The sequence below is a fragment of the Gaoshiqia hydrogeniformans genome (assembly GCF_049347105.1).
Lineage (GTDB): Bacteria > Bacteroidota > Bacteroidia > Bacteroidales > Prolixibacteraceae > Gaoshiqia > Gaoshiqia hydrogeniformans.
Genome location: NZ_CP186334.1, coordinates 5234480 through 5259731 on the forward strand (window position 1 = coordinate 5234480; position 25252 = coordinate 5259731).

Sequence of the window (25252 nt, forward strand, 5' to 3'; positions counted from 1 at the left end):
TTTTTAAGGATTCTTAGCACCTTGACCTATTACTAAATTATTCATTGACCAGAAATGCGTAGAACCAATCTTTCAATACCTGCTTTACGGATTCATATTCTGGTAATTCCCCTGATATCTGGTGTCCCAGGCTGTTTTTCCATGCAGTTTTTAACGGTCTGTCATTTTCCGGATTTAGCAATTGATTAATGCCGGAAAATGTATGTCCCTTAAATTCCATCTTTTTCAAGAATGCCTTTTCCAGATTTTTCAGGTCTACATCTTTGTAATGCCGGGATAAATACCATAAGTCATACAAATCACGTGGGGCGGTATAAGAACGCTGTACCAAGGCACGCATTTTTTCCGATAACACCTCCTCGATTGAGTAACACGGAATTCTCTTCGCGTTTTCTGTAAGCGTGTCAGAATATCCATGAACCAAATCATTATGCTGGATGTCAAACAACAATGATTCGTAAAGAATAATCTCCATCTTGATTTTTGTTTGCCAGCGTTGCGGGGGAGGTGGCGTCTCATTTCTGGGGTGATCGGCTCCCCAGAATTTCACAATAGCTTCATATCCCACTAACTGGTCACTATATCTCAGGTCTTTCAAAGACTCAATATGGGTCAACATTCCAACCCGTTGGAACAAAAGTGAAGTAATTTCAGCAAGGTGGCTCTCCTTCAGCTTAAAATTCTGATTATTAGATGTAAAGTCAAGATCCTCGGAAAATCTGTAATCCGGGATATAACATTTTCGCAAACAGGTACCGCCTTTGAATATGAGATTTTCCCGTATTTCCCCTACCGAATAGATGGCATCGAGAAAATGCCCTAAAGCCCAATCTTTGTCAATCGTGGATTTTACAACTCCGTGCTTTGCTGCCAAAGTAATTATTTCCTTCTGTAATATCATCTCTCAGTACTGTTTGTTACAAATATCTAATATTTCTTCCCTGGTTATGTTTAAACGTAACCGCCATTCATTCACAAATTCACCTTTCTCAATTCCTAATGGGTCAAATACATTGTATCGCAAGTTGATTTTTCCTTTGGCATAAACAACAAATGGTTTTAAATCATCCTTTTTTAGCAATTCTGCGAGAAATCCCATTCTCTTTGTGACAGCCAGGTTACTTATTGCATCACAATATGTAATCATTTTGTCACTATCGAGCCGGGCCTGATTGAACCCCCTGATCAATTCAGCATATCCGCCGGAGTATTGCGGATAGTCAAAACAATCTACTATGGTTTTCTCTACATCGGTAATCCGGTATGTCCGCGACCCGTAACCTTGCTGTATTATGCCGGTCATTTTTTGGGGAATTGTTTTGACGAACTTATAAGTAGTGCCAAATATATCCTTGTCTCTTTTCATTTTTGAGGTCTGGATGAACAGGATATTGGGGAACTGTTCGGTGAGGCCGTGATAATTAAGAGCAGACCAATAAGCAATAGCTCCGTCCCCTGAGATAAAACAACCAATCACCTTTTCATCGCGGAAGTTGGCGCGACAATATTTCCCCTTTTCGATGCGGGACAAAAAGCCTTTTTTTTCAAGGTTTTCAAGGACAGCATTCAAATCATCAAACCTGAAATTCAGTATCTCCTCAATTTCCGAGATAGTGAATATTTCAATTTCGTGATCATCCATGAGCCTCAAAAATTCTTGTTGGTCCCTGTTAATATTTACTGAATGATAGGTTCTTGGCATTACCTGTAGTATTAATATATGTGGCAATAATTACCCCGTATGATATAAATTAGTGTAAAAATAGAATGAGTTTTTATATTTTCCAAGCAAATTTGAATTTAATCTGTTACAAGAGTTTCATGACCAAAAAGAAAAAATCCGGAAGTTCTTTATTTTTATTTCATCTCTTTTAATTCACTAATCCTTTTTGTATCAATATAATGAGTTGCATAATGATCCTCAATTGCTTTTTCCCCTGATTTACTAAACTGCAACCGGCGTTTTATCCCTTTCCCGAATTGGTTGTAGGCAGTCCAAGAACTTTTTAAAGCCAATTCGGCCGAGTATTTTCCAATCAGCTTGTTAATAAAAGTCAGCCTACCCAAGTTGGCTTTGCATACTTTCTCAAGGTAGTCAATGCGTCCAAACCGCCAGTCTTCGTAATCATCTTTGGTAAGATAGCCCAGTTGCAAAAGCACATCTACCGCACAAACATATCCTTTCCCGTAAAGATTTGAATGCACCAGCCTTTTTACCTCTTTTTCCAAATCCACGTTATTCATTAAAATCTTGCTCATTTAAATCGATTTGTTCTTTAACCCACTGGATGTAGCGCATTTTTTTATAGTCAAACCACTGTTGCCGATAATCTCCTGAATTATCAATTTGCCATTTAAAGTTACTAAACGGTTTTGGCCTGTTTAACGCATTTATCAATTGACCCTGTAGTTTCGGGTCATCAATGCGCTCAGCAAAATCAGCCATTATCCGAAAAGATTCATGTGTCTCAAATCCTGTAAACTCAAAATAATCGTCCCAATTTTCATCAATCTCCTTCGATTCTTCTTCCCACGGTTCCTCGTCAGCGCCAATCCAACTGTCAAAATTGAGCAATGTTTTAATCTCACCGGTTTTAAGGTTGTAAAAACACCTCATCCCGCAATCCAGGTTGTCGGCAATTTCCTCTATTTGTTCTTCTGCGAGTTTCATATTTATTGGATGCTTTTCAGGTTTGCATTCACCAAACCTGCCGTGCTATAATTTCTTGTTGTTTAATAATTCCTTTGCCCTGTCAACAGCCAGGCAGCAAATATTACCAAATGAATCATCTCCCTGTTTGTACAGATGGTATGCATTGACGAAATTGTAATAAGCTACAATGGCTTTCGGGTTATTCTTTGCCTCTATTAATTGATTATACGACGAATTCCTGATATCTTCCCTAAGAATTTCATGCACATAATTCCTTAGCTCCCCGTCCGGGACAATGACTTCTTTGTCAAGTTGTTTCTGTAGTTTCTTCCTTCTTGATTTTGATTCTTCCGGGTCGAAAAGATTCCTTGCAATGCCCTTTTTCACGGCCATAAAATCTTCCTGAGACCTGGCAGGACTGGCCATCAGGGAGTTTCCTTTTTCATCCGGGGGATACAGCCATAAACCTTTTCTCAGCGATTTTTTTATCTTTCGCGGTAATCTGAATTGTTTTATGAAAACTGCTTCTTTATCCATTTCTTTTATTGTCTTCATCTGGTATTGGTCGTTTATCCGGGAATGCAAATTACAAAATACAGTTGAAAATTAAGAGCAACCTAAAAATTATTGCCGAAGCCATGAAAGTTTTAGGCTTTGTAAACCGGTTTAACCGGGGAATTGCCAGGGTAAAAAAGGAACTAACGGACAATGGGAACCCTGATGCAGTATTCGATTATAAAAAGATTGGTGTGTTTGGGGTTACTGTTTATGATGCTTTATACCAAAGCCTGAAAACACTCAAAGCTGAAACTGGAAAGTTTTCGATAACCCCAGGGGAAGCAACCTTTAGCATATCGATGAAAAATCCTGAAAAAGTTTTGGTGTTAATTGAGGAGGATGAGAATATTACTATTCCTGAAATGGCAGATAAAATTGGGATTTCAGCCAAAGGCATAGAAAAAATCATTTCCATACTCAAAAATGAAGGTCGGATTGAACGAGTTGGATCAAGGAAAACCGGCTATTGGACAGTTAAAAAGTAGGGGATAAAGTAGGGGATAAAATCTGTCACAAAAAATCAACATCAGCGGGACAATAGTCTTTGGAGAACTATAGAAAATAACCAGGTGTAGGCTCATGGCCGTTTCTGCGGTGCAGGTAAAATTGGGGGGAAATAGGAATGGACAACGCATGTCATGGCGACAACACTTCAAAGTCGCGCCAGTCCTTTTATTTTTCCAGAAAAGCATGAACCCATCTTTTATAAGGGTTGTCAAATTTAACTTCATCAGCATTGAATTTTTCAGGGTCCCAATCTTCCCCTACCCAGACTCTCATTTCATCGTGTTCCTCATGTTCCGGGTCGGCTAAGGTTGCCAGAACATTTTCATAGCCAGGAACCCCTCCGCAATCTTCAGGTGGGCATGCCCTTTCCCCACCGACGCATATCGGATAGCTGATTTTCGGGTTTCTGTACAGATGGCCCTCAAGCATGACGGTATGGAGCCAGCCATCGCCATAGTCATATTCATAAGTTGCCTGGATACCGGGATCATTAAAGTGAGCCGTTGCCAGGATCTCCCAACCGGGAAAAACTTCCGGCAAATCGCCCGATCCTGAAAAATCGGGAATGCCTATCCGCGCCACCTTCCTTTTTCCTTTCCCTTTTATTTCGAAATGGTGAAGATGGTAATCCAGCCAACCCAAAGCATCCTGGATGGCGACGTGCAAATCCCAGAAATTGCAATTGGCGGGAACCTGGATTCTTCGCCAGATACGTGGGGAGATGCCCTGTATTTCAATCAGGAATTGTAGTACATGGGTTTTGTAATGACCGGAATCCGGCAACTTGAGATAGTTCATCGTGTATCCAAGTTCTGTGAAATTTTTATCAAACTGGCTTGCCATAAGTTATTAAGGGTTTTGTTTCTGCTAAATAGTCTCAAAACAGTCAATAAAACTCTTCATTCCAATCAAAATAATACCTTTTATCTCGGTATTCATTTTTTGGAGTACGGGCCTGCTGTCGCACCTATAAAGAACGGCTGTCCATAACGCTTTTGATTTGAGCTTTTGCAGGTCGTAAAAATAGACTTTCATTTTTTCACGCTCATTTGGTTCGCCTTCACTATATTTCAGCATTCCAATATTTTTAGCCTGATTTTTTTCGAAGAAAGCCTGGGTCACCTGTTTTTTCTGAACGTTCGGATTTGACCTGAAATACTCCCAAATCAGGAAGTAAACCTTCATAATTTCTTCAAGCGCTTCCATTGAAACATCAAACTGATAGCCCAACAAAACAGATAGAAAAAAAGGTTGTCGTTGAAATATTTCGTCCGAAACCGTATTCACATAAGCTGGATCAATGTGATCAATTTTCTTGATTAATTCAGCTAATTGGCCGGTCTCATCATAGTCTTTTTGAGTGAATTTCATGTTTGTGCTTTGTCAATGTGCTGAATACGAATGAAGCACGCCAACTAATCGTGTTTCCAGTGGGCTGATGGAGAAACAAATCCATCAACCATCAGCGTGTTTAATGCCACGCAAAAATAGCAAAAGAATATGGAGAATTGCTTTGTGAGCGGCCATGAAAAGGCAGCTCGCTTATCGGTTCGAAGGCTGGATTTCCACTGAGTGGGGTTTCCTTTCGCTTTTATTCACACCTAAGCTGTATTCTGTTGCGACTTCTCAGGGGATTCAGCATTAACCGTTTTTGGCTCTTGGCCGTTTCTGTCGTGCAGGTAAATTTGACGTGAATTGGAATGGATCCGGACAATACTAAAAAAAGAGAGGAGAAAGAAAAACAGTAATGTGAAATGTTGGGTAAAAGCACAGTAGGGATTGGGTGAAAAATCCGGTGAAACAGGGGCTCGGTTGAAAAAATTTGATAATTGGACTTCTGATAAAGTGAGGCATTTATGATAATGCTGTATCTTCGAAAAAAATTACTTTTTTCACTTGCCACAAAGAAAATTTGGGCATGGGATTTATATATAAAGAAGGTAAACGATGAAGAATAAAAGGATAGAATACATTATAAATGAGATTGTTGACCAGTACACATATGCAGATCAGACACAGAGGCCTTGGATCATAGGTTTTAGTGGTGGTAAAGATTCGACTGCATTATTGACCCTTGTATGGAAAGCATTGCTGCGAGTCCAAGCGTTACCCACACCCTTTCAGCTTCGAAGGCCTGTTCATGTTGTTTGTAATGATACGATGGTCGAGAATCCGATAATTGCAGAATATACATCAAGAGTTTTAGAAAGGATCAAGGTTGCTGCTAAAGATCAAGACCTGCCTATACAGATTACAAAAACAATCCCCAGGTTAGAAGATTCTTTTTGGGTGAACACCATCGGGCGGGGCTACCCAGTCCCAAATACGGCATTTAGATGGTGTACCGATAAGCTTAAGATTAAACCAACCTCCCGTTTCATTACAGATCAGGTTGTTGCAAATGGAGAAGCTATCATATTGTTGGGTACAAGATCCTCAGAAAGCCAAGCCCGTGCGCAGTCAATGAAAAAACATGAAATTAGGGGAAAGCGGTTGACAAAACATCCAAACGAAGCCAATACATATATCTATGCACCAATTCGTGATTTAATGATTGAAGAAGTTTGGGGAATAATACATGGCAAATCACCATGGGGTGAAAATAACAGTGAATTATACAGCATTTATCGGGATGCCAGTGCCGATGATTATGAATGCCCTACGATGGTTACCAATAAAAACCATTCTTCGTGCGGACAAAGTAGGTTTGGATGCTGGACCTGTACTGTTGTCAAGCAAGATAAATCAATGTCATCTTTAGTCAATAATGGGTTTCCATGGTTGAAACCGATACTCGACCTTCGGGAGCAAATGATTAATGACCGCAACATATTAGAAAATCGGATGAATACCCGCCGAAATGGCTCAGATGCGGTGAATGGCATGGGTACCTACACTTTTATTTATCGTACTAAATTATTAAGGGAAGTCTTTGAGGCACAATTAGAAATACAAAAATCAAAACCTCACATTGAGTTAATCACCAACCAAGAACTTGTTGCTATCCAAACAATTTGGTACCGTGATTTATTGTTTGACAAAAAAGTTTCCGATATTTATAGCTCTGTTTACCAAAATGAACCTATCATGCCCGACCAAAATGAAAAAATGATTAAAGAAGTCAATCTCCTTAAAGAAGTCTGCTCTGACCACCCCGGGAATTTCAGCCTGATCCAGGAATTGCTTATACTTCAGAAAAACAAAGCTTTATTAAACCGCAAACGTGGCCTTAAAGAAGACATGGAACGGGTAATCGAAAAATATCTCCAAAAAACGAACTGACCCATGTATATTAAAGAAGTTGAAATTAACAACTTTAGGATTTACAAGGGAAATAACAAGATATCAATTTCCCCCGAATCTGAAGGAGATAAAAATATTATCGTTATAAGTGGCAAGAATGGTTATGGCAAGACCACGTTTTTAATGTCCTTGGTTTGGTGCTTGTACGGCAAACAAATGGAATTGGTGGATGAACTCTATGCGAAAGAAATAAAGGACAAAAAGAACTACTCCAATTATATCGCCAACTCATTAAATCGTAAAGCTGCAGAAAATGGCGAGACTCAATTTTCCGTTTCGCTAACTTTTACCGATGTTAAGATTCCAGAAATAACAACATGCAAAGAGGTGAAGATTACCAGAAAATATGATGTTATTACCAGTTCGTTAGACCAAGTTGAGGTATTGATTGACGGGATGCACAACGAAATTACAGATGACCTTTCAAAAGACAACCAAAAAGGGGAAGAGATTTTCATTCGGGAGTATGTACTGCCAATTGAAATCGCTAAATTCTTTTTCTTTGATGCAGAGAAGATAGTTTCGCTTGCTGAGGTTAATTCGCAATTACAACGTAAGCAATTGAGCAAAGCATATTCGGAAGTATTGGGAATACAAAAATATGAGGACTTAAAAGCCAATTTGGAAGAAAAGCAAGACGACTATCGCAAACTTTCGGCTAAGCCCGAAGAGCAAGATGAGTTAATTCAATTGAAGGCGAATATTGAAAAAACAGAACGGGCTATTACACGGATTGACAAACAAATAGAAGAACTTGACCATGAAAAAAATGGATTAGAAAAGGAAGTTGAAGAAGTTCAACGCAAACTGATCCGTGAAGGCGAACGAATGACCCTAGAAGAGCTAAATATGCTCAGGGACCAAAAATCAGAATTAGAACAAAAAATCGATGGCTTACAAACACAGCTTCGTGATCTGTTTGATTTGATTCCGTTTGCTTTGGCTGGTGAAACGATGATGAATGTTTCCGAACAACTATCAACGGAAAAAAATATTCACGATCAGCAATATAAAGAAGATGAGTTAAAAGATAAAACCCGAAAAATTATTTTAGATATAGAGACAGAGAGAACAAAAAAGCAACTGGTTTTCGATCACGAGATTCGCAACTTTTATGAAGACCAGATAAAGAACCTAATTAAAAAGCATTTCTTCTCAGACCTGCCGGAAATCCCAATAAATTTCCAATCATTCCATGATTTTTCGAATATCGAGATTAATGAGTTTAACCAACTGCTTGCTACTTTGCAAAACTCCTTTCGCGATTCATTTTCAAGGCTAAATAATGATTATGCTTTTATCAAAAACCAACTTGATTCTATTAACCGAAGAATACGCGATGCGGAAAAAAGTGCTGAGGATGAATATATTGGTGAACTTCGCCGGAAAAAACAAAGACAATCTGAACGGATCGACTCAATAGACACTGAAATTAATCTACTTCACCAGAGCATTGGTGAAAAGAAGAACGAATCCAAGGCATTCAAACAACGGCAAGAAGCCCTCAGGCAAAAAATCGACAATTCGACGCAATATTCGCTGAAAGCCAGCCAGACAAAAACCTTGATTGACGATTTGCAAGAATTCATCTCAAAATTTAAAGAACAAAAAAAGAAATCGTTAGAAGAAAAAATGTTAAAAGGCTTGACCACTTTGATGCATAAAAAAGGGTTCATCACAAAAGTAGAAGTGGATATCAGTATCTTAGGGGATGACATCGATATAATTTTGTACGATCATCGGAATAGAATCATTGATAAGGGTACTTTATCAATGGGAGAAAGGCAAATGTACGCTTCAGCTTTGCTCCATGCCCTTGTTGATGAATCAGATATCGATTTTCCAGTGTTTATTGATAGCCCGATGCAAAAATTTGATGAAAAACATGCCGAAAACATCATCAAATATTTTTATCCCAATGTTTCTAACCAGGTAGTTATATTCCCTTTAATAAATAAAGAATTGACTGCTCAGGAGTTTGAAAGCCTAAAAGTAAAAATATGCAGGTCATTCATCATCCATAATACCAGTACTGATTCATCTGAATTCCTTGAAGTTAAACCTGACGATTTCTTACAAACTTACAACGAGCTTTACAATGCAAATTAATATCAAAACATCAGAACGGAACAAGGAAGTAGTTAGGCAGTTGACAAGTAAGCTACCACAAGGAACCACAGAAAATGTAATAGCACGTATCGCTCTTGGCTATTCATTACAAACAGGAAAACAATTTACTACAACCGAATTTAACACTTACGACTCCAAAGGGAAAGAATATAAAGATCATATCCTTTTTGATTCTCGTCACCGCGATTTCTTTATTGCATTGATTTGTCAACATTATGGTGTTTACAAAACGGATGAAAACATTGTAAAATACATCAAGCTCCATATTGATCATGGACTGGAGTTGATGGACAATATTTTCAGCAACAATTTCAATTATACGTTTATTGATTTTCTGTCAGAACATCTTGACAAAGGGATTACTTCATTGGACGGATTTGTGGTTTCCTTGGACCCAGTAAAGAATAGAAATCAAAACATTATCAAGAGTTATTTCGCCAATCCTATTAAAATTAATATTGGCACCAAGCTGGAAGATCAGGAACCGATTTCATTGCACCTTAACAATACCAGCATATATAACAACTGCCACATCGCCGTTGCCGGTAACTCGGGGACGGGAAAAACGCAATTCGCCTTGGAGTTTCTTACCCAAATAGCAGAGCAATCAAACGGTCATGTGAGTTTCATTTATCTTGATTTTAAAGGACTTAAACAGGACGATGTTGTTGAAATGCAGCCTTTCTTCAAAAGGAACCATACTGAATTTGTCGATGTGCCTCAAACGCCATTCCCTCTAAACCCACTTACATTTATTGACAATGTGAATGAGGTTGACCGCAATATGGGAATTGACAAGTTTGTCGATATCGTCTGCAAGTATTCTAACTTAGGGACAAAACAAAAATCATTTTTGCGTGAAGCTACTACCGAGGCATTTTATGCCCAAACTGGTGGAACCTATCCAACCCTTCCCCAAATCAATGAACGGCTGAACGAGATTTACGAGAAACGTGATACACTTACCGAAATTATTGATGACCTTAGCCGGTACAACGTTTTTATTGATGATCCTAAAAATCAATCAAATTTTCTAAACAAAAACATTTACCTCTCACTGTCAGGTGATTTATCCCGTTCGGTAAGGTTTACTTCCTTGTTTTTGATTATCAATTATATCTACAATACCTTTATGAACATGGACAACACCCCTGTTGAAGATGGCAATAAAGGAATCCGTTATGTTGTGTTGATCGATGAAGCCCATGTAATCTTTAAGGAGAAGAAATATCAGGATATTTTAGAAAAGATGCTGCGCGAAGTACGCTCGAAAGGGGTTGCTGTCGTATTATTATCGCAAGGAATAGAGGAATACAACCAAAAAGATTTTGATTTTTCAAGCATGTGCGAGACTGCATTTCTGCTTGATATCAAAGATAAAAACCTGAAACCCATGGAGAAATTTCTGGGGCTCTCTGGAACAGCTTCTCAAAAGCTTGCACGTAGCATGTCGGACATCAAAAAAGGAGAAGCGGTTACAAACATCAAAGAATTTGATAAAGCCAAGTTGTTTAAGGTTAAGCAGTATTGGGAAAGATCAACTTAATACTCTTTAAAAGTGAGAATATGAAGAACTTCATTAATTTGCTTCTATACTTCATTTTAGCCGTTGTTTTTTTCGGCGGCTCTGGGATATGGATGCCTCTTGTCTTAAATAAAATTTCTAACAAGGTAAGTGAACCAGGCTTTATTTTTCAGAATATATCTACCTATTTTATTGCAATTATTGCTGCTGGATGTATTGATTTGATTTTAATTACAACGAATAGCACAAGGATAAAAAATAAGATTGGCCTTATTTTATTGATATTAATAATTCTTTTCGGATCGCTATTTCTTATAGGAATTGATTTTTACTGGATAATGAATGATCATTTGGATAAAGCCAGATATGCTTTTATTATCGGCATTTTCTTGGCGTATACATTATGGTGGGTTTCCAATTGGAGATCAAAGCATATTAATCCATATAACGCGTTAGGAGGAAAAGTAGAATGAAATTAATAGCTATAAAAGTAACTCAACCATTAGCAGATTTTTATATTACAAAAATCTCAGCGAGAGATTTGTTGAAAATTTCATTCTCCGAACAATTACAGTATGTGGATGAGCATGGTAGGTTAAAGGGAAGTCAAAGACAAGTGAATGCCTCTAGATTAAGAGAAATTGGTCGATACATTGATTCTGTAGAAATGTCTTTTCCTAATTCCATTATTTTGGCTGCAAATTACAACGAAGATGGACAGATTGTAAAACGGCAGAGTCAAAGATGGAATGTAGCGGATATTGAACTAAATCCGCCTACGCGGATAGCTGTTTTAAAAGTACCCGATTCTTTCAGAACTTCGAGATTTTTAACCATTAAAATTTCTGAATATGAGAAAGAAATCGGGTTTAACTATCGTTGAGCAGGCAATTGTGCTTGTTCCTGAGTTTGAAAAAGTTGTCCGCAAGCTGGAGCAACAGGTTACTTTACGCGGACAAAGCAAAAGTACATTAAATAATTACATCCGCCGCATCGCCCTGTTTGTGGTCCATTTCGGGAAATTGCCCGAGCAGATCGATCCCGAAGAGATCAACGAGTACCTGGCAGCTTTGGCCCGCGATCCCCGCTCGCCTTCGCGCAGCAGTTTCAAGCACATGGTGTACGGCTTGCGCTACTACTACCGCCTGCTGGGATTGAACAAAAATGCCATTGCCCTGCCTTCGCTGAAAGGGAATACCAAACTGCCGGTTATCCTGAACCAGCAGGAGCTTAAAGAGCTTTTTACCGCGCCAACGCTTTTGAAACAACGGGTGGTGCTCACGCTGATCTATTCGGCCGGACTGCGCGGTCAGGAAGTAATCAACCTGAAAATCTCTGATGTGGATTTTGAACGTCGCACCATCCACATCCGCCAGAGTAAGTATAAAAAAGACCGCATCGTGCCATTGGGCGACAGCATGGCCGTGGGGCTGAAAAAGTACCTCAAAGCCGAAAACCCGCACATCTGGCTGTTTAACGGCAAAGAACCTGACGGCCGTTACAGTGTCCGGGGTTTATCCTGGGTGATGCGCGAAAACCTGAAAAAAACTTCCATTACCAAAGAGGTGAACCTGCATTCGCTTCGTCACTCCTACGCCACACATCTTTTGGAACAGGGACTGAACATTGTCACCCTGAAAGAACTGCTGGGCCATGCCGACATTACCACCACCATGATTTACCTGCACGTGGCCCAATGCACGCTGATCAAACCTCACAGCCCGCTGGATACGCTTTATGACTTTCCCAGGAAAAAGAAGAAGAAAAACACCGGTTCACCGAAAAATGAAGACAACCTTTGAACTGGCCGATGTAGTCCGTTTGTTCGGCGCTGAACTGGCTGCCAAAACAACGCTTACTCCATTGCAACTGAAAGTGCTGGATAAGATAGCTGTTTGCCGTACTGCCATGCTGGGAGGTCACGAAGAAGCCTGTGAAAACTGCGGAACCGTTCGCTACAGTTACAACAGTTGCGGCAACCGTCATTGTCCCAAATGCCAGGCTGCCAAACAGGCCTTCTGGATTGATGATCTGGTGCAAAATACCTTGCCGGTAAAACATTACCACCTGGTATTTACCGTGCCGCACCACCTGAATGCTGTTTGCCTGCATAACCAAAGGATGTATTACGACCTGCTTTTTTCGGCTGTTTGGCAAACCCTCCGCTCGTTTGGCTACTCGCATTTTGGTGTTGAAACCGGGGCGGTGGCCGTGCTGCACAGCTGGGGACAAAACCTTTCGCTGCATCCGCATATCCATTGCCTGGTTCCCGCTGCCGGGCATACCCTTGACGGACGGTGGAAAAACATCGGGCATTCGGGCACTTACCTTTACCCGGTACATCAACTAAGCAGTGCCTTTAAAGGCAGGTTCCTGGACAGCCTTAAACGGACTTTACAAAAACAAGACGAGCTTTCCCTCTTTAGCAGCCAGATAAAGCAGGCTTATCAAACAAAATGGGTGGTTCACTGCGAACCTTCGCTGGCAAACGCTGAGCACGTGGTCAGGTACCTGGGCCAATACACGCACCGGGTAGCCATTACCAACCAGCGCATTGTGAACATTGCCGGTGGCAAAGTGACCTTCCTGGCAAAGGATTATCGTGACAGGGCCATTAAAAAGCCTGTTACCCTGGATGGGGTTGAGTTCCTGCGGCGCTTCACACAACACATCCTGCCCCGAAGGTTTGTCAGGATCCGGCGCTTCGGTATTTACAACCACACCGTAAAGCGCAATCTCAAACTGCAATTTGTTTCCGAAGAAAAGCCGGACATTGACTCGGTAATCGAACGGCAACAACCGCCGGAAACCAACGTGGAACGTTTTGCCAGGCTGACAGGCGTAAATCCCTGTCTTTGCCCGGTATGCAAAACCGGAAGGATGGTAACCATCCGGGAACTGCCACGGATACGTTCACCGGCTTGGGGACAGATGGAGCAATCATTAAGGCGGTCATAATCACTAAATCACGTTACGCTCCCGGCGTATCCGGGAGAGGTATGCCCCCATACCGGCAAAAACACAAAAAAAGCAGGGCTTAAACATCACCTCGCTGATGCAAACTGAACTGAAAAGCACAAAAACCTGCAACATGTCAATGAACGGCGGGCTCTTTCCTGCCCATTCTATCTGTGAAATCCAATAAAAACCTTCAATAAGTGCATAGACCTCAGCCCGGCGGGTGTCGTTCAACCGGGAACAATCGCTGGGCGCTGCACGCCGCTCATGTTCCTATTTATAGGGAACGGGATTTTTGAGATAACCGTCCCAACTGAAAAAAAGTTAGCTGCCATTATTGATGGTCAACATAGGTTATTTGCTTTTAATCATATCTCAGATATTGATCGTTTAGATGTTGAATTACCGTGCTCTATATTTTTTGATTTACCGAATTCATATCAAGCTTTTCTGTTTGCCACTATTAATGGCAATCAAAAAAATGTTGATAAAAGCCTTGCTCTAGAACAATTTGGGTTTAACGTTGAAGACGAAGATAAAAAATCTTGGACACCAGAGAAGTTAGCTGTTTTTATTTCTCGAAGATTAAATTTTTCGGAGACGAAAAAGTCAGCATTTTTTGGTCGAATTAAAGTTGCCCCAATCTTTGATGAAGAAGCGTTCAAAAATATGAATAAGAGTAATTGGATAATTTCTACAGCAACTATTGTTGATGGCATTTTGAGCCTGATATCTTCCAACCCTAAAAGGGATAGAGTCGAAATGGGGCAGAAACATATTTTTAAAGGTAGGCATAGAGACATGCTTCATGGCTTTAGAGATAATGCACCGTTTAGAGATGAATTTATAACATTGAACGACGATTTTATTTATAATACAGTATTCGATTACTTTGAGCAAGTAAAGAATATTTTATGGGAAAATGCAAAACCAGGATCATATATCTTTAAAACTGTTGGAATTCAAGCACTATTTGAATTATTAAAGAAGATATTATTGGAATTACAGAAAAAAGAAAGAATAAGCTATATCGATTTTCTCAGGCCAGTAGCAAGTGTCGACTTTTCCGACAATTATTTTCAAGCTTCTGGCGTAGGTCGTTCACGTATAAAAAAAGTTCTATTTGTATCAAATAATTTTCCTCAAAAGCTTAATGAAGAAGATGAATCAAGTTTAAAAAGGTTAATTAACTATGAAAAATCATGAGTGGCACCGCAACGAATTAAATCTTGCCTTGATTTATATTTTAAAATTGTGGTTCCAGAGTAAATGAGCTCACATAACATAGGTGAGCGAGCTTTCTAGAATGTTGGAATAAACTTGACATTTATAAAGATAAACCTAATGGCATCAAGTACCGGAATCCAAATGGAGCGGGGAAGAAACTAGTATCGTGAAAATTAAAACATAAGGCTTTTATTATATTAAAGACCATTGAGCAAACACTAAAAATGGATCACTAGTGTCTATTAATTTTTGTTAAAAATCTTCATATCTATTTTATGCACAGAATACTAAACTCTCAAAACCTTGTCGCCCTTTTGAATTTTGTTCCTTTGCACCCACGTGCAAATTTGAACAGGTATGAATGTCGGCAAATATGTTTTCGCGCAGATTGTGCAGTTTCTCCCGAAACGCTACTTCGAACGACTGGTAATCAAAAACAAAGACAGGACAGCCAGAATGGCCCCATCCTACTGGAGTCATATGCTGGTCATCATGTACGGACAGCTCATAGGCTGCCATAGTCTTAGGGAACTCACAGATGTCACTATTGCTCATGCCAAAAGATCGTTTCACCTTGGATTTGGAAAGGTACCCATCAACAGGAGCGTTCTTTCCAAAGCAAATAACCTCAGAGACCCTGGAATCTTTGAGAAGTTTGCCTTTTACATGGTGTCTATTGCCCAAGCCAAACGCATCACTAAAGAGTTTGAACTCCACGGAAGGTTCTATGCCATTGATTCCACTACCATCGACCTGTGCATGTCGGTCTTTAGATGGGCAAAGTTCAGGAGCACAAAGTCCGGCATCAAGATTCATACTCAAATTGATATTGCCACCGAAATACCGGTCTTCTACAGAATCAGCCATGCCAATGTTCATGACACCAAGTCCATGGACTGGTTTATATACGAACGGTACGCTTGCTATGTATTTGATAGAGGTTACTTTGACCTCTCTCGGCTTTACGCGATTGAACAGGCTGGAGCTTTCTTCATCATACGGGAAAAGTCCCGACCTGATTATGAAATTACCGAAGGAGAAGACATGCTTGAAGGGGATGACAATGTCCTGCGGGATCAAACGGTTAGGTTCACAGGCAAGAGAAACAGTGGAAACTATCCGGTTCCGCTCAGGCGCATCGTATTCTATGCCCCTGACCTTGGACGGGCCTTCACCTACTACACCAACAACTTCTACCTCAAAGCAAAAGAAATTGCCCTTCTTTACCGCTACAGATGGCAGGTCGAACTGTTTTTCAAATGGATTAAACAGCATCTTCGTGTTAAATCTTTTTGGGGTGAATCTGAAAATGCAGTCCGGATACAGATACATGTCGCCATCATCACCTATTGTCTCGTCGCTATTGTTGAACACGACCTCAAACTGGATAGGCCTGTTGTTGAGGTCATGCGTATCCTTGGCAATTCCCTGCTGGTCAAGGATCCCATTCAAGAACTCTTGGCTCCTTGGACAAATAAGGACTGTGATGATAATGATTGCCAGCTGCATTTGGACTTCAAATTGAATTAACATTTTTTAATAGACACCAGTGATATGATTAACATGTTCGTATTCTTTCGTTACAGGATAATAGGCAGGGAATAGAACCTGGCTAGAACGCATTACTTTGTTATACAAGCCCTCGCCACTGTCAATTGGGCCCTCGTAATCATCGAAAGTTCCATTTAACCTAACACCTAATTGCGTGGTAGAGGTAACATTAATATTAACATTAGATCTCAGATTGAAGGTCCCCAGGTTGATATTGGTATTGAAATTGTTACGCTGATCAACATTCAAAATACCATTGTCCTGATTATATGCACCTGCCACGTAGTAAGTTGCTACTTTACCTCCACCATTAATGTTTACGTTAATCCTTTTATTGAGAGTCTGTTTTTTAAAAAGCATTTTTTGCCAATCAACGCTAGGAAAAACAATGGAATTTATCCCCGACATGGTATTTTCGATCTTACTTTGGGAATATGGTGTTACTCCCAACGGATTTCTGGTTGTAACAGCTTCGTTGTGCATTTTTGGATAATCCGGAGCACAACCACCCAGTAATTTAGAAAGAATCCAGAGGAAATGAACGTTTTTCAAAAGGAAAAAACATGACATTCCGGCGGATATGCACCCAAAAACGGGGTTGTTTGGGGCATTTTAGGTTGTAAAATGTGATTTTGAAGGAATCACGCTGCCCCGGCCAGACCGGTTCCGGAGCATAACCACCCAGTGGGTGCAAGTTATCCGAAAACGGGAGAAAACGGCACGGATTCCGGAGCATGACCACCCAAAAATGGGCCGCTAATCCAATGGCAGACAGGTGGATATTTTTTCGTGGCATCCCGTTGGCGGGTTCTGACAGAATCCGGAGCATATGCACCCACTAACCTGGTTTCCCTGAGTAACTTTTCGAGTACTTTGTGTGCTTATAAAACCAATCAAGCACACGGATTATGGCAAGAAAAGTAATACTTATGAGTCAGTTAAAACAAATTTTGAGGCTTCATCAGAGCGGGCTGTCCAACCGTCAGATCGGAAAAGAACTCGGCATTTACAAAGGGACGGTCAACAACTACATGCAAAAAATAGCATCCGGGAAACTGGATATCGGAGAGCTTCTTACCCTGGATGATCCGGTGCTGGAAGGCCGTTTTCATGCCGGAAACCCGGCCTACCTGGAAGATCGCTTTAATGAGCTGAAACAAATGCTCCCTTATCTTGAAGGAGAACTCAAACGCAGGCACGTGACCATCAAACTGCTTTGGCAGGAATACCGTGAAAAGCACCTGCAGGGGTACAGCTACTCCCAGTTCTGCTTTCATTTAAACCAGTTGCGTGTAGCCCGTAAATCTTCCGCGGTGCTGACCCACCAGCCCGGGCAGCAACTTTTTGTCGACTTTGCAGGGGATACGCTCTCTTACGTTGATCGTGAGACCGGGGAAGCGATAAAAGCGTATGTTTTCGTGGCTACCCTGCCTTACTCGGATTACAGCTTTGCCATGGCTGTTTCCCATCAGAACACGGAAAATTTTCTTTATGCACTTGGCTGCTGTTTGCAGGCACTCGGTGGTGTCCCCAAAATTGTGGTTTGTGATAACCTCAAGGCTGCCGTGATCAAAACCGACCGGTATGAACCGGACATTAACCGGGTGATGGACGATTTTGCCAACCACTATGGTTTTGCCGTGCTGGCTGCGCGTGTGCGGACCCCAAAAGACAAGGCTCTGGTGGAGAACCAGGTTAAGCTGGTTTACCAGCGGGTGTATGCCCGGTTGCGTAACCATGTCTTTTTTTCCCTGGCCGACCTGAACAGGGCGATCAGCGAAAAGATCCTGCAACATAACCAGACCCGGATGCAACAACGGGAGTACAGCCGCGAAGAACACTTTCTGGCCGATGAAAAAGGACTGTTAAAAGCCTTGCCCCTGTCAGGTTTTGATATCCGTTATTATGCGAGCCTGAGGGTGCAGCAAAACAGTTGTATTTACCTGGCACGGGACAAACACTATTATTCGGTTCCTTACGCCTGCACCGGGGAACAGGCCAGTGTGGTTTATACCCGTACCCTGGTGCGGATCTATTGCAAATCAGAGCTGGTTGCCACTCACCGGCGCACCATCGGTTTCGGATATACGCTCGTGCGGGAGCACATGCCATCGGCCCATCAGCATTACATGGACCGCAGCCCCGGGTACTACATGGACCTGGCCCGCAAACGGTCAGATGGCCTGCTCTGCCTGATGAAGATGATGTTTGCAAAGGAAGAAACGCCCGAGGTTTTATACAAACGCTGTGAGGGGTTGTTGAGCCTTCAACGCAAAACCGATCCCTTCTGTTTTGAAGAAGCCTGCCGGGTGGCCGTTGCCAACGGCATACCAAGTTATCAGTTTGTTCGCAGGCGAATCGAAAACAGGATGACATCGGATAAGCCTTCAACCATAAAGAAACTCCCCAAACACGGAAACATCCGGGGAGACTATCAATAATCAAGGAAAATAATCAGAGTACAAACCAAAAATGAAAAGAAGATGGATCAAATGATCACCCAACTCAGCGGGCTTCGGTTGTCAGGGATGGCCGCCTGCTGGAAAACATTAATTGAGACAAGAAAAACTACAGAACTTTCCCTGGAAGACGGGCTGGCCCTGCTGCTCCAGGCAGAACAGGACCAGCGTAAAATGAACCGGTTCAGCCGGCTGGAAAAGAATGCCCGCTTTCGTTACCGGATAAGCCTGGATCAAATCGACACCAACCCGGCAAGGGGAATCGACAAATCCCTGTTGACAAGGCTGGGCATGGGCGATTACATCAAGAACGGGGAGGCCGTGATCATTGTCGGACTAACCGGGGTCGGCAAAAGTTCACTGGCCTCGGCCCTGGGACTGAAAGCGTGCGAACTGGGCTATAGCGTAGCGTATTTTAATATGCAAAAGCTGATGATGAAACTAAAGATTGCCCGACTGGAAGGCACTATAACCCGGGTTTTTGACAAACTGGCCAAAACAGAGCTGCTTGTCCTGGACGATTTTGGATTATCGCCACTGGAAGGACAACAGCAACTGGATCTGATGGAAATCATCGAGGACCGCCATGCCCGAAAGTCAACCATTATTGCCAGCCAGTTGCCGGTGGCCAGTTGGTTTGATGTCTTTTCCGAACCCACCGTGGCCGACAGCTTTCTGGACAGGATCGTCTATACGGCACACCGGTTTGAACTAAAAGGTGAGAGTTTAAGAAAAAAACGGTAATATTGTCAGTCAAATAAGTTCTTCGATTTAGTTACTCAACCTGGGTGGTATACGCCGGATTACTGGGTGGTAGCTTCCGGAATAGCCACATTTTCATGTAAGTTATCGGATCGGCAAGTTCAACATCTCTTGTTGGCCCTGAAAGTGTGTATTCACCTCTTACACTTACACTGACTTTCGCTTTTCCTTCGGCACCTCCCTTAGTTGTAACCAAAATAACTCCGTTTGCCCCGCGAGCACCATACAACGCATTAGAAGTTGCATCTTTCATAATCGAAAAGCTTTCTATGTCATCAGGTGTTAACCTGGCCAACTCGGTTGTGGTATATTCCATCCCGTCTATCAAAATAAGAGGGTCTTTTTTATACCCAAAAGTAGTAGCACCGCGGACAAAGAACTCAGCATTATCCCGTCCTGGCTCTCCACTCCGCTGGTATGAAATAACTCCGGGAAGGCGTCCTGCAATTGCCGTAGTCAGGTTGCTGGATCCAACTTTCAGATCTTCGGCTTTAATAGTTGAGATGGAACCAACAACCGATTCCTTCTTTTGTTTTCCAAAAGCAACTACGGTTACCTCTTCAACTGCTTCTGATTGGTCTCGCAACAAAACATTGATTATTGATTTTCCACTTACACAGATCGTCTGAGTCTCTTTACCAATAAATGAAAAAATCAAAGAATCAGAAACATTAGCTTCTATTGTATAACGTCCCTCTACATCCGTTATCGTACCGTTATTTGTCCCTTTTATTGCAACCGTTGCTCCAGGCAAAGAAACCAGTCCGTGCAATGTTTCTTCACTAACAATGCCAGTTATTTTCAATTGCCCATAACTGTTAATTGTTATTAGAAGAAACAAAAAATAAATGATTCTCTTCATACGTTTAAATTTTAAGTTAGGATTTAAGTATTATTAATGTTTTTATCGATTAAAACTATTTTGGGCTACCTTTTCGAAGAACACCAAACAACATTCTTCCAAACGTCGGAGTCGTAAAACTATCAATCACCATATTCTTATATTAAAAGGTTGTCTGATTTCGAAGTTATTAGATCAGTTGTCCACCGACTTTCATCCATGTGCCACATATTGTGAAGTTTGTTTCGTCTTATAAGCCATGTTTCAAGATGACACATTTTCAATTATTTATTCTAACCGATCCGGTCGATCATTAACTGATGGTGTATATGACGAATTCAAATCTGATAGCGTTCTTTGTTGAGTTAATTGAGATTGAAAAAGAGATTTAGGAAATGTATTAATTTCATTGTGCCTGTCCCACTCTCCATCTGGCCGTTCAGGTAGCCGACCAGAATACTTTTCACCTTGAAAACCGATGCAGTAATTCGTTGCAGATACCCAGGGACTCTGAACACAAGCCCGTTTTGCGGTGCAATTCCACACGACCTGAGTAGCACCAGCCCACCCATGCCCTGATCCCCAGTTCCCTCGATCTTGTACATTAATATCTCCATCCGTAATGACATTATCATACAAAGTCCCTACTGCCCAACGATGATGCGGACCAATATCAGAATGTGTATTTATCGCTGTGCAATTGTAAAAGACATTGGGACCACAAACTTTTGCACCGGTAACGAAATCATGACGGCCTCCAGATGCTTCGCAATTTTTTACCAGGTTCAATTGTCCGTTTACGTTAAATGAATAACGACGTCCACCGGTAACTATTGATTTTGGTTCCCGGTTAAAACAATGATCCACAGTAATCATTTTGGAATCACCTCCAATATTTACACAACTGTATGCAAAATGCTCGGCGGTAACGCCACGAACCCACCCATTCTCTGTTTTTTCAAATTCGATTGCAATCCAACTATGCTCTTCATCGTTATCAGAATTAAATTCGGACTTTAATCGAATATTCTCTATTCCAATCTGCGAAATACGACCGTCAAAAGAATATTTATAGATATAGCCACCTCCGTATTTCTCCTCCATCGACATAACTACCGGGTTATCTAAAAGGATTGTTTCGCCGTCAATCTTTTTAATTGTCCTTTCAAAATGAAGATCATACTCTTGAGCTTGCCATTGTCGTGTACCGTCACGCTCAACAATCGCATCCATCTCAAGGTCATGTATCCAATCTTTAGTTCCCTGACGAAAAATAACAACCGGATCGCCAATTTTAAACTTCTCAGGATTTCCGACTTTAAAGGAAAAACATCCAACGGGCACATAGGGATCGGTTATTCGGACCATTTCTCCAACCTGCTGTCTTTTCCCCTGTCCTTTAATTTGCACAAGACTTCTCCTCCCTTTTCCGGTGGCAACCAAGACGGTTCCTTCCTCTCCGTCACCGTCACCGTCACCGTCACCGTACAGGACAATTCCTGAAACGGTAATTTCTATATTTCCTGAAATATTATAAATTCCTTTTCGTAAAAATATTGCACCCCTAAATCCATTTTCATTTACAGGGAATGTTGCTACCTCATCTATCGCATGTTGAATTATTCCTCCGCTATCGCCAAACAGGGCAGGTGAAATCACTTTCACAATTTCAATCGCCGGTATATCCCGCTCACCGTTGTAGTATCCTACTCTACTAAAGTCAGGAATAATATTTCCCTTTTCATCCGGTTGATAGGCTAATTGTCCATTAGTAGCGGTTACATATTTTGACTGACAATTCCCAATATTTGAAGAAGATGCTAGAATCATTAATCCCAACGCGATCCGGAACAATAAATATTGAATATTCGGCAAATTCATAACGTTCAAATTAAAATTGGTTTGACTTATATTTTGGTAAGAACAGTTGCCATCCCCTCAGATTTTACACCGGCAACGACGTTATTGCCGTTAATCTTGACCCGGATAATAGCTCTTCCATTATAAGTCTGCACAATCCGTGATCCCGTTGATGTTCCTTGGTTTTTGATCAGTTTGCCATCACCTGCCACAAAGAATTTCACATAATTTTTTGCATCAAGACATAAAATGTTGTTTTCATCCAATAACCGGACCTGAAGCGTGACCACATCATCTTCGGTAGCAATCTTCTCAAAAACCATTTTGGAAGGCATATCCCATTTATCGGTCTGATAGAATAATGTCAATTCATCACGTACAACGTCACTCCCTTTTTTCGCAACAACTTCCAAATGGTTTTCTCCATTTTCAAACACAACACTCCATCTCAACCCTGCTGCTGGAAAATTTTGACTATTTCGCAACTTTACCCCCATACTTCTTCCATTCAGAAATAATTCGGCTTCCTGACAGTTGGAATATACCTTCACCATTTTCACTTCCCCATTTCCCCCCCAACGAACCGGCCATGTATGACTGTAAATGCGGGCCATTGGTTTATCAGCCCAATAGGATTGAAATACATAATAGGAATCTTTTGGCGTCAAATCTCGCTCTACTACTCCTTTTTGGTTTACATATGGAACTGGATTCTCCGGACGGATAGGGGTTGAAAAATCTTTGAACGGCCAATATGCAGTACCTGTTAACCAAGGCATGATTTCTTGCTCCTTCAGGTGCCAATCAATGAGATTGCAGATGTAAGTTTCACTCCAGTCGCCATCTTTTGAAACCCTAATACTTCCTCCGTAAAGTGAAGCATCTCCGGCTCGTTCGTCAGCTCCTTGCCCTGAAGCAATGGTCACCAGTATTTGATCAGGATCCTCCGAATGACGACCGGCATGGCTGTCCCCTCCCCACTCAACATGTAAAAAATGACGAACATCTTTCATTTCTTTTTCCGAAACTGCCCGGTAATCTGAATATTTCCCTCTATACCATCCTGCCCAGATTGACGGTGAATACACATCTACAATATCTTTACAAAATGCACAACGTCTGATTGCTGTTTTCCTGGAAGGATCAAGCTGATGGGCCAAACTGTGTAACTCCTGCATAAATATTCTGATCTTTTGCTGATCAAATTCAGGGAAATCTCCTGGCCAGTCGTTCTCATTGCCCAAACCCCAGATAATCACCGAAGGATGGTTTCGATGTTGTGTAATCATATTGGTCAACATCCGACGGGCCTGTTCTTTATAAATTTCACCGCCCAAGCCACCACGACACCAGGGAATCTCTTCCCATACAAGTATCCCAAGGCTATCACATAAATTCAAAATGGTTCTTGACTGTTGATAATGCCCCAATCGAATGAAATTCACCCCCATTGCTTTCATTAATTCCATCTCAGCTTTCATCTGGACATCTGTCATTGCCGGTCCCACACCGGCATGGTCTTCATGCCGGTGTGTTCCCCTCAGTAGTAATCTTTCACCATTTAAATAAAATGGCCCGTATTCCTCAAATTCAAAGTTTCTAATTCCAAAATTTTCCTGAATATCGTGTTCTCCTGTCGCCGATTTTAGCACCAGTTTACATGTATAAAGCTCAGGTTCAGGAGTTGACCATAAAATTGGCTGTACTATTTCGGTCTGCCACAACTGTTGCTCACCATTTATTAAACCGATGTCCCTTGATGTGGAGAGAATTTCTTGACCATTGGGATCAATCAACCGAATCTCAACATTTCCGGTTTCAATCCTGTCAGGATTCAACCAACTTGCAGATACCGAAATCTTCGCAGAGTATCTATCGTCACTCAGGACGGAAGAGACGAATAGACTACTGACGGAAAGTGAGGGAACATATACCATGTTCAAACTCCGGTATATCCCTCCATAGATGTTAAAGTCAGATAAATCGGAGGGAATCATTTCAAGATCACGGGAATTATCGCAACGAATGGATAATGGTACCTTTCCTTTAAAGCGTTCAGAAACAGCAGTTGGAAAGAATTCATTGATGGCATCTGTAATATCAATTGTAAACTCGTCGTACCCACCGACATGACTACCTACCAATTTGGTAAAAATGTAAACCTCTGTTTTTGGACCGGCACCTTCAAAATGCAACAGGGTACGTCCTCTTTCATATGGATTCTGAATGACAAGGAGGGTTCGGTACCAACCAGGCCCTTGGTGATAATTGACTCCTGGATCAACAGCATCTTCATTATTCCAGGAATGAGGAAGGGTGACTTCTTTCCAAATTGGTAGTGATTCGGGACTACCTGGCGAAACCGGTCGTACACTCTCCCAAATCCCTCCTAAATCACCCTTAACAAATTCCCACCTTTCATTGATTCTAAAAGAATTTTGTGCGAAAACAACAGAAACAACCATTATTAAACAAGCACTTAAAAATACTCTCTCAACAATTTTCCGATAACAACTCTCCATTGACTCGTCTAGGTTTAATATTTCAATTTTACCACAATATTAACCGCCTACCATTGCTGAACTCTTTCAATATTTCACCTATAATTATTAAAATTGAACCAGATTGTTATTCATGTTGCACCATTGCAACATGTCTTTTATTCGAATTCATCGAGATGAGAATTTGAGAAGAAAAAATCTTTCAAAATTGTATGATTCAATACTTCGGAGAATTGTGACATATTGGAATCTTAATTAAAGACACATTTAAAAATCATGCAGATACAGCTTAATTCACAGGACAATCCATTTTCCTCGGAGATTTGGATCTCATGGGAAACCAATAATCATTTTTTCGGAATGATTATTACAAATAGAATCCAAAAATAAAATTTAGACCATTTCCCCGCTGCTGAA

General features: G+C 41.2%; 24 protein-coding genes. 12 read left to right on the plus strand and 12 right to left on the minus strand.

Annotated features, from left to right (window positions below; all coding sequences use genetic code 11):
• Positions 1-37 precede the first annotated feature (37 nt).
• From ACOIT5_RS20785 to ACOIT5_RS20805, 5 genes are all read right to left on the minus strand, one after another.
• A complete protein-coding gene (locus ACOIT5_RS20785; protein WP_423128085.1) occupies positions 38-901 on the minus strand; it encodes a nucleotidyl transferase AbiEii/AbiGii toxin family protein in 864 nt (287 codons plus the stop codon).
• 3 nt (positions 902-904) lie between these two features.
• Positions 905-1702, minus strand: coding sequence for a type IV toxin-antitoxin system AbiEi family antitoxin domain-containing protein (locus tag ACOIT5_RS20790; RefSeq protein ID WP_423128086.1), 798 nt, complete (start codon positions 1700-1702; stop codon positions 905-907).
• A 155-nt stretch (positions 1703-1857) separates the two neighbouring features.
• The gene (locus ACOIT5_RS20795) at positions 1858-2259 is read right to left on the minus strand and encodes a hypothetical protein (RefSeq protein WP_423128087.1); all 402 of its coding nucleotides are present in this window, start codon (positions 2257-2259) and stop codon (positions 1858-1860) included.
• A complete protein-coding gene (locus ACOIT5_RS20800; protein ID WP_423128088.1) occupies positions 2237-2671 on the minus strand; it encodes a UPF0158 family protein in 435 nt (144 codons plus the stop codon). The genes ACOIT5_RS20795 and ACOIT5_RS20800 overlap by 23 nt, the downstream gene beginning before the upstream one ends.
• Before the next feature lie 45 nt (positions 2672-2716).
• Positions 2717-3208 carry a hypothetical protein gene (locus ACOIT5_RS20805; protein ID WP_423128089.1) on the minus strand — a complete coding sequence of 164 codons (492 nt, stop codon included), beginning with the start codon at positions 3206-3208 and terminating at the stop codon, positions 2717-2719.
• A gap of 44 nt (positions 3209-3252) precedes the next feature.
• Here ACOIT5_RS20805 and ACOIT5_RS20810 point away from each other — a divergent pair, with 44 nt between their 5' ends.
• The gene (locus ACOIT5_RS20810; RefSeq protein ID WP_423128090.1) at positions 3253-3696 is read left to right on the plus strand and encodes a winged helix-turn-helix domain-containing protein; all 444 of its coding nucleotides are present in this window, start codon (positions 3253-3255) and stop codon (positions 3694-3696) included.
• Between the two features lie 187 nt (positions 3697-3883).
• On the opposite strand, the gene ACOIT5_RS20815 is transcribed toward ACOIT5_RS20810, so the two are convergent.
• Both ACOIT5_RS20815 and ACOIT5_RS20820 read right to left on the minus strand, forming a co-directional pair.
• Positions 3884-4561 (minus strand): plasmid pRiA4b ORF-3 family protein, encoded by a 678-nt coding sequence (locus ACOIT5_RS20815; protein ID WP_423128091.1) that lies wholly within the window; start codon positions 4559-4561, stop codon positions 3884-3886.
• Between the two features lie 24 nt (positions 4562-4585).
• A complete protein-coding gene (locus tag ACOIT5_RS20820) occupies positions 4586-5089 on the minus strand; it encodes a hypothetical protein (RefSeq protein WP_423128092.1) in 504 nt (167 codons plus the stop codon).
• 576 nt (positions 5090-5665) lie between these two features.
• Between ACOIT5_RS20820 and dndC the strand changes: the two genes are divergently transcribed.
• The 9 genes from dndC to ACOIT5_RS20865 all read left to right on the plus strand — a co-directional run bounded on the left by dndC (position 5666) and on the right by ACOIT5_RS20865 (position 16391).
• Positions 5666-7000 (plus strand): DNA phosphorothioation system sulfurtransferase DndC, encoded by a 1335-nt coding sequence (gene dndC, locus ACOIT5_RS20825; protein WP_423128093.1) that lies wholly within the window; start codon positions 5666-5668, stop codon positions 6998-7000.
• Between the two features lie 3 nt (positions 7001-7003).
• Complete coding sequence (dndD, locus tag ACOIT5_RS20830) at positions 7004-9130, plus strand: DNA sulfur modification protein DndD (RefSeq protein ID WP_423128094.1); 2127 nt, start codon at positions 7004-7006, stop codon at positions 9128-9130.
• On the plus strand, positions 9120-10697 hold the full coding sequence (locus ACOIT5_RS20835; protein WP_423128095.1) for a DndE family protein: 1578 nt from the start codon (positions 9120-9122) through the stop codon (positions 10695-10697). The genes dndD and ACOIT5_RS20835 overlap by 11 nt, the downstream gene beginning before the upstream one ends.
• A gap of 20 nt (positions 10698-10717) precedes the next feature.
• On the plus strand, positions 10718-11149 hold the full coding sequence (locus ACOIT5_RS20840; RefSeq protein ID WP_423128096.1) for a hypothetical protein: 432 nt from the start codon (positions 10718-10720) through the stop codon (positions 11147-11149).
• Positions 11146-11559: a hypothetical protein gene (locus ACOIT5_RS20845; protein WP_423128097.1), complete on the plus strand. Its 414-nt coding sequence runs from the start codon at positions 11146-11148 to the stop codon at positions 11557-11559. Before ACOIT5_RS20840 ends, ACOIT5_RS20845 begins: the two co-directional genes overlap by 4 nt.
• Entirely contained in the window at positions 11528-12478 is a 951-nt protein-coding gene (locus ACOIT5_RS20850; RefSeq protein ID WP_423127384.1) for a tyrosine-type recombinase/integrase, read from the plus strand. Before ACOIT5_RS20845 ends, ACOIT5_RS20850 begins: the two co-directional genes overlap by 32 nt.
• Entirely contained in the window at positions 12462-13634 is a 1173-nt protein-coding gene (locus ACOIT5_RS20855; RefSeq protein ID WP_423127385.1) for an IS91 family transposase, read from the plus strand. The genes ACOIT5_RS20850 and ACOIT5_RS20855 overlap by 17 nt, the downstream gene beginning before the upstream one ends.
• Positions 13635-13901: 267 nt before the next feature.
• The gene (locus ACOIT5_RS20860; protein WP_423128098.1) at positions 13902-14840 is read left to right on the plus strand and encodes a DGQHR domain-containing protein; all 939 of its coding nucleotides are present in this window, start codon (positions 13902-13904) and stop codon (positions 14838-14840) included.
• A 378-nt stretch (positions 14841-15218) separates the two neighbouring features.
• Positions 15219-16391: an IS4 family transposase gene (locus ACOIT5_RS20865; RefSeq protein WP_423128099.1), complete on the plus strand. Its 1173-nt coding sequence runs from the start codon at positions 15219-15221 to the stop codon at positions 16389-16391.
• 6 nt (positions 16392-16397) lie between these two features.
• Here ACOIT5_RS20865 and ACOIT5_RS20870 read toward each other — a convergent pair whose 3' ends face one another.
• Both ACOIT5_RS20870 and ACOIT5_RS20875 read right to left on the minus strand, forming a co-directional pair.
• On the minus strand, positions 16398-16895 hold the full coding sequence (locus tag ACOIT5_RS20870; RefSeq protein ID WP_423128100.1) for a hypothetical protein: 498 nt from the start codon (positions 16893-16895) through the stop codon (positions 16398-16400).
• A 34-nt stretch (positions 16896-16929) separates the two neighbouring features.
• Positions 16930-17208: a hypothetical protein gene (locus tag ACOIT5_RS20875; protein ID WP_423126726.1), complete on the minus strand. Its 279-nt coding sequence runs from the start codon at positions 17206-17208 to the stop codon at positions 16930-16932.
• A gap of 133 nt (positions 17209-17341) precedes the next feature.
• Here ACOIT5_RS20875 and istA point away from each other — a divergent pair, with 133 nt between their 5' ends.
• The gene (gene istA, locus ACOIT5_RS20880) at positions 17342-18853 is read left to right on the plus strand and encodes an IS21 family transposase (protein WP_423128030.1); all 1512 of its coding nucleotides are present in this window, start codon (positions 17342-17344) and stop codon (positions 18851-18853) included.
• A gap of 42 nt (positions 18854-18895) precedes the next feature.
• Entirely contained in the window at positions 18896-19615 is a 720-nt protein-coding gene (gene istB, locus ACOIT5_RS20885) for an IS21-like element helper ATPase IstB (protein WP_423127130.1), read from the plus strand.
• A 31-nt stretch (positions 19616-19646) separates the two neighbouring features.
• On the opposite strand, the gene ACOIT5_RS20890 is transcribed toward istB, so the two are convergent.
• From ACOIT5_RS20890 to ACOIT5_RS20900, 3 genes are all read right to left on the minus strand, one after another.
• A complete protein-coding gene (locus ACOIT5_RS20890; RefSeq protein WP_423128101.1) occupies positions 19647-20495 on the minus strand; it encodes a TonB-dependent receptor plug domain-containing protein in 849 nt (282 codons plus the stop codon).
• Positions 20496-20762: 267 nt separating this feature from the next.
• On the minus strand, positions 20763-22355 hold the full coding sequence (locus ACOIT5_RS20895) for a hypothetical protein (RefSeq protein ID WP_423128102.1): 1593 nt from the start codon (positions 22353-22355) through the stop codon (positions 20763-20765).
• A gap of 26 nt (positions 22356-22381) precedes the next feature.
• On the minus strand, positions 22382-24856 hold the full coding sequence (locus ACOIT5_RS20900; protein ID WP_423128103.1) for a glycoside hydrolase family 2 protein: 2475 nt from the start codon (positions 24854-24856) through the stop codon (positions 22382-22384).
• Between the last annotated feature and the right edge of the window lie 396 nt (positions 24857-25252).

Excerpts from the sequence above, each read along its gene's own strand:
- ACOIT5_RS20815 (WP_423128091.1), bottom strand. The coding sequence starts at position 4,561 with ATGGCAAGCCAGTTTGATAAAAATTTCACAGAACTTGGATACACGATG.
- ACOIT5_RS20785 (WP_423128085.1), bottom strand. The coding sequence starts at position 901 with ATGATATTACAGAAGGAAATAATTACTTTGGCAGCAAAGCACGGAGTT.
- istB (WP_423127130.1), top strand. The coding sequence starts at position 18,896 with ATGGATCAAATGATCACCCAACTCAGCGGGCTTCGGTTGTCAGGGATG.
- dndC (WP_423128093.1), top strand. The coding sequence starts at position 5,666 with ATGAAGAATAAAAGGATAGAATACATTATAAATGAGATTGTTGACCAG.
- ACOIT5_RS20900 (WP_423128103.1), bottom strand. The coding sequence starts at position 24,856 with ATGGAGAGTTGTTATCGGAAAATTGTTGAGAGAGTATTTTTAAGTGCT.
- ACOIT5_RS20840 (WP_423128096.1), top strand. The coding sequence starts at position 10,718 with ATGAAGAACTTCATTAATTTGCTTCTATACTTCATTTTAGCCGTTGTT.
- ACOIT5_RS20875 (WP_423126726.1), bottom strand. The coding sequence starts at position 17,208 with ATGCCACGAAAAAATATCCACCTGTCTGCCATTGGATTAGCGGCCCAT.
- ACOIT5_RS20870 (WP_423128100.1), bottom strand. The coding sequence starts at position 16,895 with ATGCACAACGAAGCTGTTACAACCAGAAATCCGTTGGGAGTAACACCA.
- ACOIT5_RS20850 (WP_423127384.1), top strand. The coding sequence starts at position 11,528 with ATGAGAAAGAAATCGGGTTTAACTATCGTTGAGCAGGCAATTGTGCTT.
- ACOIT5_RS20895 (WP_423128102.1), bottom strand. The coding sequence starts at position 22,355 with ATGAATTTGCCGAATATTCAATATTTATTGTTCCGGATCGCGTTGGGA.
- ACOIT5_RS20855 (WP_423127385.1), top strand. The coding sequence starts at position 12,462 with ATGAAGACAACCTTTGAACTGGCCGATGTAGTCCGTTTGTTCGGCGCT.
- ACOIT5_RS20820 (WP_423128092.1), bottom strand. The coding sequence starts at position 5,089 with ATGAAATTCACTCAAAAAGACTATGATGAGACCGGCCAATTAGCTGAA.
- ACOIT5_RS20835 (WP_423128095.1), top strand. The coding sequence starts at position 9,120 with ATGCAAATTAATATCAAAACATCAGAACGGAACAAGGAAGTAGTTAGG.
- ACOIT5_RS20800 (WP_423128088.1), bottom strand. The coding sequence starts at position 2,671 with ATGAAACTCGCAGAAGAACAAATAGAGGAAATTGCCGACAACCTGGAT.
- dndD (WP_423128094.1), top strand. The coding sequence starts at position 7,004 with ATGTATATTAAAGAAGTTGAAATTAACAACTTTAGGATTTACAAGGGA.
- ACOIT5_RS20865 (WP_423128099.1), top strand. The coding sequence starts at position 15,219 with ATGAATGTCGGCAAATATGTTTTCGCGCAGATTGTGCAGTTTCTCCCG.
- ACOIT5_RS20860 (WP_423128098.1), top strand. The coding sequence starts at position 13,902 with ATGTTCCTATTTATAGGGAACGGGATTTTTGAGATAACCGTCCCAACT.
- ACOIT5_RS20890 (WP_423128101.1), bottom strand. The coding sequence starts at position 20,495 with ATGAAGAGAATCATTTATTTTTTGTTTCTTCTAATAACAATTAACAGT.
- istA (WP_423128030.1), top strand. The coding sequence starts at position 17,342 with ATGAGTCAGTTAAAACAAATTTTGAGGCTTCATCAGAGCGGGCTGTCC.
- ACOIT5_RS20805 (WP_423128089.1), bottom strand. The coding sequence starts at position 3,208 with ATGAAGACAATAAAAGAAATGGATAAAGAAGCAGTTTTCATAAAACAA.
- ACOIT5_RS20795 (WP_423128087.1), bottom strand. The coding sequence starts at position 2,259 with ATGAGCAAGATTTTAATGAATAACGTGGATTTGGAAAAAGAGGTAAAA.
- ACOIT5_RS20790 (WP_423128086.1), bottom strand. The coding sequence starts at position 1,702 with ATGCCAAGAACCTATCATTCAGTAAATATTAACAGGGACCAACAAGAA.
- ACOIT5_RS20845 (WP_423128097.1), top strand. The coding sequence starts at position 11,146 with ATGAAATTAATAGCTATAAAAGTAACTCAACCATTAGCAGATTTTTAT.